This window comes from Natronomonas sp. (assembly GCF_046710025.1).
Classification (GTDB): Archaea; Halobacteriota; Halobacteria; order Halobacteriales; family Haloarculaceae; genus Natronomonas.
This window is the reverse complement of sequence record NZ_JBKEGK010000008.1, coordinates 22,099-28,478: the sequence shown is the minus strand read 5'-3', so window position 1 is coordinate 28,478 and position 6,380 is coordinate 22,099. Positions and strand designations below refer to the sequence as shown.

The 6,380-nt window shown below is 65.8% G+C and carries 7 protein-coding genes; 4 read left to right on the top strand and 3 right to left on the bottom strand.

The genetic code is table 11. From position 1 onward, the window contains the following. The first annotated feature begins 271 nt into the window (after window positions 1-271). The gene (gatE, locus tag ACI944_RS01355; RefSeq protein ID WP_411717267.1) at window positions 272-2,125 is read left to right on the top strand and encodes a Glu-tRNA(Gln) amidotransferase subunit GatE; all 1,854 of its coding nucleotides are present in this window, start codon (window positions 272-274) and stop codon (window positions 2,123-2,125) included. A gap of 53 nt (window positions 2,126-2,178) precedes the next feature. Here the strand turns inward: gatE and speB are convergent, their stop codons facing one another. The 3 genes from speB to mch form a co-directional block, all read right to left on the bottom strand. Continuing rightward, window positions 2,179-2,979 (bottom strand): agmatinase, encoded by an 801-nt coding sequence (gene speB / locus ACI944_RS01350; RefSeq protein ID WP_411717266.1) that lies wholly within the window; start codon window positions 2,977-2,979, stop codon window positions 2,179-2,181. A gap of 12 nt (window positions 2,980-2,991) precedes the next feature. Next, window positions 2,992-3,366, bottom strand: coding sequence for a translation initiation factor IF-5A (locus ACI944_RS01345; RefSeq protein WP_411717265.1), 375 nt, complete (start codon window positions 3,364-3,366; stop codon window positions 2,992-2,994). A gap of 115 nt (window positions 3,367-3,481) precedes the next feature. After that, a complete protein-coding gene (gene mch / locus ACI944_RS01340) occupies window positions 3,482-4,417 on the bottom strand; it encodes a methenyltetrahydromethanopterin cyclohydrolase (protein ID WP_411717264.1) in 936 nt (311 codons plus the stop codon). Between the two features lie 176 nt (window positions 4,418-4,593). Between mch and ACI944_RS01335 the strand changes: the two genes are divergently transcribed. From ACI944_RS01335 to ACI944_RS01325, 3 genes are all read left to right on the top strand, one after another. Then, window positions 4,594-5,100: a CBS domain-containing protein gene (locus tag ACI944_RS01335; RefSeq protein WP_411717263.1), complete on the top strand. Its 507-nt coding sequence runs from the start codon at window positions 4,594-4,596 to the stop codon at window positions 5,098-5,100. Beyond that, window positions 5,087-5,377, top strand: coding sequence for a hypothetical protein (locus ACI944_RS01330; protein WP_411717262.1), 291 nt, complete (start codon window positions 5,087-5,089; stop codon window positions 5,375-5,377). Before ACI944_RS01335 ends, ACI944_RS01330 begins: the two co-directional genes overlap by 14 nt. A 102-nt stretch (window positions 5,378-5,479) precedes the next feature. After that, window positions 5,480-6,361, top strand: coding sequence for a DMT family transporter (locus ACI944_RS01325; protein WP_411717269.1), 882 nt, complete (start codon window positions 5,480-5,482; stop codon window positions 6,359-6,361). Window positions 6,362-6,380: the final 19 nt, after the last annotated feature.

Below are 6,380 nucleotides of genomic sequence, written 5' to 3'. Positions count from 1 at the left end.
AGAATACACCCTCGACGACGCCGAAACCGCCCGCGATAACGTCGCCGAGGCCGCCCGCCAACACCTCGCACTCGGGATGGTACTGCGGGCCGCCCTCGAAGAGGGCGACTTCGAATAACCGAGCCCCAGACACACCCCAACAGCGGACACGTAGAACAGCACCGCCGCCCGACCGGTGACCCCCGGCGATCACGACAGTCAGTCCGCGGTGGTGGTCGCGCGCCCCGCCGGATGGTGTCTTTTTTGAGCGTCCGTGCCGCACCGTCGAGTAATGACTCACGACTACGAGGAGTTGGGGCTCGTTGCCGGGCTGGAGATCCACCAACAGCTCGACACGGCGAGCAAACTCTTTTGCGGTTGCCCGACCGAGCGACGCGACCCAGGGGAGTCGGTTCGGTCGTTCAGCCGGTATCTTCACCCGACAAAGTCCGAACTCGGCGAGCTTGACGAGGCCGCCCTTGAGGAGTCCCGCGTCGACCGGGAGTTCGAGTATCTCGCCTTCGACACCACCTGTCTCGTCGAGGAGGACGACGAACCGCCGGGGCGGCTCGACCGGGAGGCGCTGAACACGGCGCTGGAGATCGCGACTCTCTTGGACTGTACCGTCGTCGACCAGGCTCACGTCATGCGGAAGATCGTCGTCGACGGCTCCAACACCTCGGGCTTTCAGCGCTCCACGCTCGTCGCCACCGACGGCGAGATCGAAACCGACGACGGCCCCGTCGGGATCGCGGACATGCTGTTGGAGGAGGAGTCCGCGGCCCGAATCGAGGAGCGAGAAAGCGGCGTGACCTACGGCCTGGATCGCCTCGGCATCCCCCTCGTCGAGATCGGAACAAAGCCCGACATCCGGACGCCGGAGCAGGCCCGCGAGGCCGCCGAACGGATCGGGATGTTGCTCCGCTCGACCGGAAAGGTCAAGCGGGGCCTCGGGACGATCCGTCAGGACGTGAACGTCTCGATCGCGGCGGGCGCACGCGTCGAAATGAAAGGCGTACAGAGCCTCGACGACATCGAGGACCTCGTCGCGGGCGAGGCCAACAGGCAGGTCGAGTTGCTCGACATCGCCGAAACGCTCAGTTCACGGGACGCCGCGGTCGCGGAGCCGACCGACGTGACCGAGGTGTTCGCGGACACCGACAGCGGTGTTATCGCCGGGGCCGAAGCCGTCCGTGCCGTCCGCCTCGTCGGTTTCGATGGCCTCGTCGGCCGCGAGATCCAACCCGACAGACGCCTCGGGACGGAGTTTTCCGACCACGCCAAGCGCCAAGGCGCGGGCGGAATCTTTCATACCGACGAACTGCCGGCTTACGGCGTCACAGAGAGCGAAGTTGAGGAACTCCGGGACGCCGTCGGCGCTGATCCCGGGGATGCGGTCGGGATCGTCGCTGCTGACGCCGATGTCGCCGAGCGGGCCATCGAGGCCGTTGCCAAGCGCGCCGAGACCGCGATCGAGGGCGTGCCGGAGGAGACCCGCGGCGCGAACGACGATGGTACGTCGCAATATCTCCGCCCGCTTCCGGGCGCGGCGCGGATGTACCCCGAGACCGACGTGCCGCCGGTCGACCCCGATCCCTCCGAAATCGAATCGCCGGAACTGCTCACACAGAGGGTCGAACGCTACCGCGAGGAGCTCGGGCTCGGGGCAGGGCTCGCCGAGCAGGTCGCGTACGGCCGTCACATGCCGACGTTCGAAGCCGCCGTCGAGCGGGGTGTCGACCCGACGACCGCGGCGAGCACCCTCGAATCGACGCTAACCGAACTCCGGCGTGACGATGTCCCGGTTGAGAACCTGACCGAGGAGCACCTGCTGTCGGTGCTCGAACTCGCTGCGGCGGGCGAGTTGGCCAACGAGGGGATCGCTCCCGTACTGACCGAACTCGCCGAGGAGCCGGCGCTGTCGGCCGAGGCCGCGATCGAGGCCGCGGGGCTGTCCGGCGTCGACCGTGAGGCGGTTCGGAAAACTATCGTTGAGGTGATCGAGCGAAACGAGTCTCAAGTCGAGGCCGAGGGGATGGCAGCCTTCTCGGGGCTTATGGGCGAGTGTATGGGCGCGCTCCGTGGAAAAGCCGACGGCGAAGTCGTCTCAGAACTGCTTCGCGAGGAGATTGGCAAGCGAACCTAGCTCGGGCTTCGAGCGCGGTAGCCCCGCCGTCCTCCGTGAGCCGTATCCTCCCGTCAGCCGTCCGCGCCCGCAAAGACGAACTCTTGGAGTAGCTTCCCGGCGAGGGCGGCCGCCTGCCCGTCGTCACGGTCGTTCACCTCGACAACATCGAACCCGACGGCGCGCGGCGCGACCGCCCGGACGACCGCTCGCATCTCCCGGGGACACAGGCCGAACGGGGCCGGGGTGCCAGTCCCCGGCGCGAAGCCCGGGTCGGCGGCGTCAATGTCGACGCTCAGGTACGCGTCACCGTCGAACGTCGGTTTCCAGGAAGCCACGTCCTCGGGTTCGACCACGGTCACATCGGCCTCAGCCGCACGATCCCATTCGGCTTCACTTCCCGTTCGGACCCCGAGCAAGACTGCCTCCTCGGCGGTTTCGAGCGCCCGCCGTGTGACGGTCGCGTGCGAGCGTTCGTTTCCGGCGTAGGCGTCATAGAGGTCGAGGTGGGCGTCAAGACAGATGTAGACATCCGGCTCCGTCGCCCTGACGCCGGCGACGGTGACGCTATGTTCACCGCCCAAAAGCAGTGGAACGCGTCCATCCGCACGGTGATCAGCAAGTTCCCCCTCAAGAAACTGAAGATACTCCGCCGCGTCGTCCCACGCCTCGAGATCGCCGTCGTCGGCAACAAGATCGCCGAAACGGCGGCCAGTCCGTCGGTCGTAGTCGTCGAATGCCCGAGCGAACCGCCGTATCCGCTCCGGGCCGAACCGTGCGCCGGGGCGAAACGTCGTCGAAACGTCTAACGGCGCGCCGACGATCGCGTAGGCGGCCTCCTGCAGTCCGGCGTCAGCTCCGGGGAACGCGGCCATCGGCGGGACCGATCAGACGACCTTTCGTTGCCCCTCGAACTCAAGATACTCGATATTGTCGTCGGACTCGGGGTCGAGGTCCTCGGGGATGCGCATCGTGATCGTTTCGTAGGTTTCGAGATCCATAACCTGCATTTCGTTGCCGGAGACGGAGACGACCTGTCCCTGCTTCCGGTTGACGATTGGAACCCAAATATTTGCGTCGACCGGCTGAGTGAAGTTGCGCTTCTGGCCGTCGAAGACGCCGGTTCCCTCGACGCGGGCCTTCGCACTCCCGTGTTTACCGGGCTTTGAGGTGCTGTAGGATGTGATCTTTGACGGAACGTCTTCAATCATCACGTAGTTGCCTTCCTGAAGATCACGGACCTCATTCTGTTGTTTCGGCATACCAATCGATTCCCGTCGGCGAAGTATAAACGGTTTGGATATCCGATGTGGAGGCACTCTCAGGGGCGGACTCGTTAGTCCTGCGCTCCACGAAAATACAGACCGAAGCGAGGGGCTATCGCAGTCCGAAGCTCTCGGCAAGGAGGGCCTCGTCGGTCCCGCCGATTACCTCGACGCCCTCTCCGATCACGTCAACGGTGACCTGTGCCGGCGCGAAAAGCTCCACCGGGAGGTCGTAGAAGTCCCACTCGTGGTCCGCGAAGATCTCCGCGAAGGGGGTCCCGAACTCGTCTCCGGCCGTCGAGGCGACCTCGTCGAACCGGTCGAACCCCGTCTCGACGGTCGCGTGGACGCGGGAGCCGTACGCGAGGGCGTCGTTCGTCCTCGCCATCGCCTCGTTGTCGCTCCCCGGTACCGGCGCGACCGGCGCGGAGGCGGTCACGCTTAATACGTCGAGGGGGTCGTAGCCGAGCTCCGAGAGCCGAAACGTCGCGAGTTCGCCCGCCCGTCCGGCGAGTGCGACACTACCGGTCAGGCTCGCGGTCGAGAACGTCGGCAGGAAGACACTTGACGTCGGGACACCCGTCCGCTCGGCGACGTGCTCGGCGACCGCCTCACCGGGTAGTTCGTCGCTCTCGACCGCCAAGACGGTGAAGTCTGCCGCGTCGCGGTAGCCGATCCGCTGGAACTCCTCCTCCTCGGCGACAAGCGCGCGGGCGGGTCCGCTTCCAAGCCCCTCGAAGCCCTCTATCGAGAGCTCCCAGCCCGCCTTCTGTGCGGCCAGGAACGCCATCGCAGGGTGATCGGTTGAGACCTCGACGTACGTCCGGGGGGTTCCCTCAAGATCCCTGACGCCGGTCTGTACCGTCGCCAGTCCGCCGGTCTGGATCTCCGCCAACAGCAGTCCGGCCTCAACGCCGCCGAGCGCGTCGACCCCGAAGTCGAGAACGACGGCCCCGTTGTCGAGTTCGTGGACCTCGATCGCGAGCTCGTCGGCGAAGTCGATCGCCTCGTCGACCAACTCGACGGCCATCCGATTGAGACTCTCCATACCGCGACCACGGGTGGATTCGAATAAAAGGTTCCCGGATGCAGGACCGACTCCGACCCGCCACGCCACACGGCTGACCGACGACGGTGACCCCGCCCGGACGAGCCGCCGGTTGAACCGCATCGCGGGCCTCAGCCGCCACAACGTCTATGCTGTCGCCCACGGAACGAACACATATGAACGCATACGATATTATGACACGGGACGTCGAGACGGCCTCGCCCGACGACGACGTCGGCGAGGTTCTCGGTCGCCTCGCACGCGCGGATTTCAACGGGTTCCCGGTCACCGAGGACGGCCTCGTTGTCGGGATCGTCACACAGGGTGACCTCGTCGATCTGTTTCAGCCCTCCGACCGGACGCTTTGGATACCGGTCGGCTTTCCACCGTTTCTCGAATCGCTCACCTATGCCGTCGACCTCTCATGGGACGAACTCGACTTCGGGATCGATCTCGCCCGGAACGTCGGCCGGCCGATCGGCGACGTAATGACAGAGGCGGTCGTCACCGTCGGGCCGAAGGCGGACATCGACGAACTACTCGAACTGCTGGCCGACGACGAGCTAGATATCAACCGCCTACCCGTCGTCGACGAGGCGGGCGCGCTCCTCGGAATCGTCGCCCGTGAGGACCTCCTCCGAGCGATCCGTACCGAACGGCTCGAGGCAGATGTACCGGGGTAACGCGCCCGGGGCGAGTGGGTCACCTCCCAACTCTTGGGCGAGGTCACGCCGCAGTTGCCACCGGCCGCTCCGGGCCAGCGACGACAACGGACGGGAGTCCAGACAGACCCGCCTGCAGGCTCGGATCTCTAGGGCCATCGAGTTCGTCGGAGTCGCGATTGCGGTCATCGTTCCGCTTGCGCTGTTGATCGTCGCCGTCGAGACGCGCTCGCCGGTCGCGGGCGGCGCCGGGCTGTTCCTTGGGGGAATCGCCGCACTCCTCATCGCCAACCGGTGAGTCTCACGAGCGCGCCCGCCCTTCGAGAACGATGCCGAAAACGTTGAAAGCGTGGTCGTCCCAGCGTCGGGTGTGCGCTACCGCAACGCTCTGTTGTTTCTGATGCTCGCCGCGGTGTGGGGATCGGCGTTCATGGCGATCAAGGCCGGTCTCGGCGATCCGACGAATCCGGCGTACTTTTTCGATGCGCCGGTGCTCTTCGCCGCGCTCCGCTTCGACGTCGCTGGCTTGCTAATGTTCGGGTACGCCCTCCGGGCGACGGACCGGTGGCGGCCGAAGGGGCGTGCCGAGTGGGCGACGGTCGGCGTCGGCGCTGTTTTCATTATCGCCGGCTACCACGCGCTCCTGTTTGTCGGCGAACGGGGCACGACAAGCGCAGCGGCGGCCGTCATCGTCTCGCTATCGCCGGTTATGACAACTGTATTTGCGCGGGCGCTGCTCCCCGACGAGCGGCTGACGGCCGTCGGCCTCGTCGGCATAGCGCTCGGGTTCGTCGGCGTAGTCGTGCTCTCGCGACCCGACCCGACGAACCTCGTCGGGTCGCGTTTCGAGGCGTTGGTCTTCGGGGCCGCGCTCTGTTTCGCGCTGGGGAGCGTTTTGACCCGGCGCATCGACGCCGACCTTCCGATCGAGACGATGGAGGCGTGGTCGATGCTCGGGGGCGCAGCACTTATGCACGGTTTTAGCATCGGACTCGAAGAAGCAGTCCCCGGCGTTCCGACCGCGGAAGCGACCGCCGCGCTCGCCTACCTCGCCGTCGTCTCGAGCGCGCTCGGCTTCCTGATATACTTCACCCTCCTCGAACGGCTCGGTGCGATCGAAATCAACCTCGTCTCCTACGTCGCGCCAGCGTTCGCAGCCGTAACGGGATTTCTCTTCTTGGGTGAACTGATTGACGCGCCGACCGTCGGCGGCTTTGCGATCATCCTCGTCGGGTTCTCACTCGTGAAACGTCGTTCGATACGGGCCGAACTGTGGCGGTGACGCAGAAAAACAGCGAGGG

Coding starts and splice junctions, on each gene's coding strand:
- mch (WP_411717264.1), bottom strand. CDS start 4,417: ATGGAGAGTCTCAATCGGATGGCCGTCGAGTTGGTCGACGAGGCGATC.
- ACI944_RS01335 (WP_411717263.1), top strand. CDS start 4,594: ATGAACGCATACGATATTATGACACGGGACGTCGAGACGGCCTCGCCC.
- gatE (WP_411717267.1), top strand. CDS start 272: ATGACTCACGACTACGAGGAGTTGGGGCTCGTTGCCGGGCTGGAGATC.
- ACI944_RS01330 (WP_411717262.1), top strand. CDS start 5,087: ATGTACCGGGGTAACGCGCCCGGGGCGAGTGGGTCACCTCCCAACTCT.
- speB (WP_411717266.1), bottom strand. CDS start 2,979: ATGGCCGCGTTCCCCGGAGCTGACGCCGGACTGCAGGAGGCCGCCTAC.
- ACI944_RS01325 (WP_411717269.1), top strand. CDS start 5,480: ATGCTCGCCGCGGTGTGGGGATCGGCGTTCATGGCGATCAAGGCCGGT.
- ACI944_RS01345 (WP_411717265.1), bottom strand. CDS start 3,366: ATGCCGAAACAACAGAATGAGGTCCGTGATCTTCAGGAAGGCAACTAC.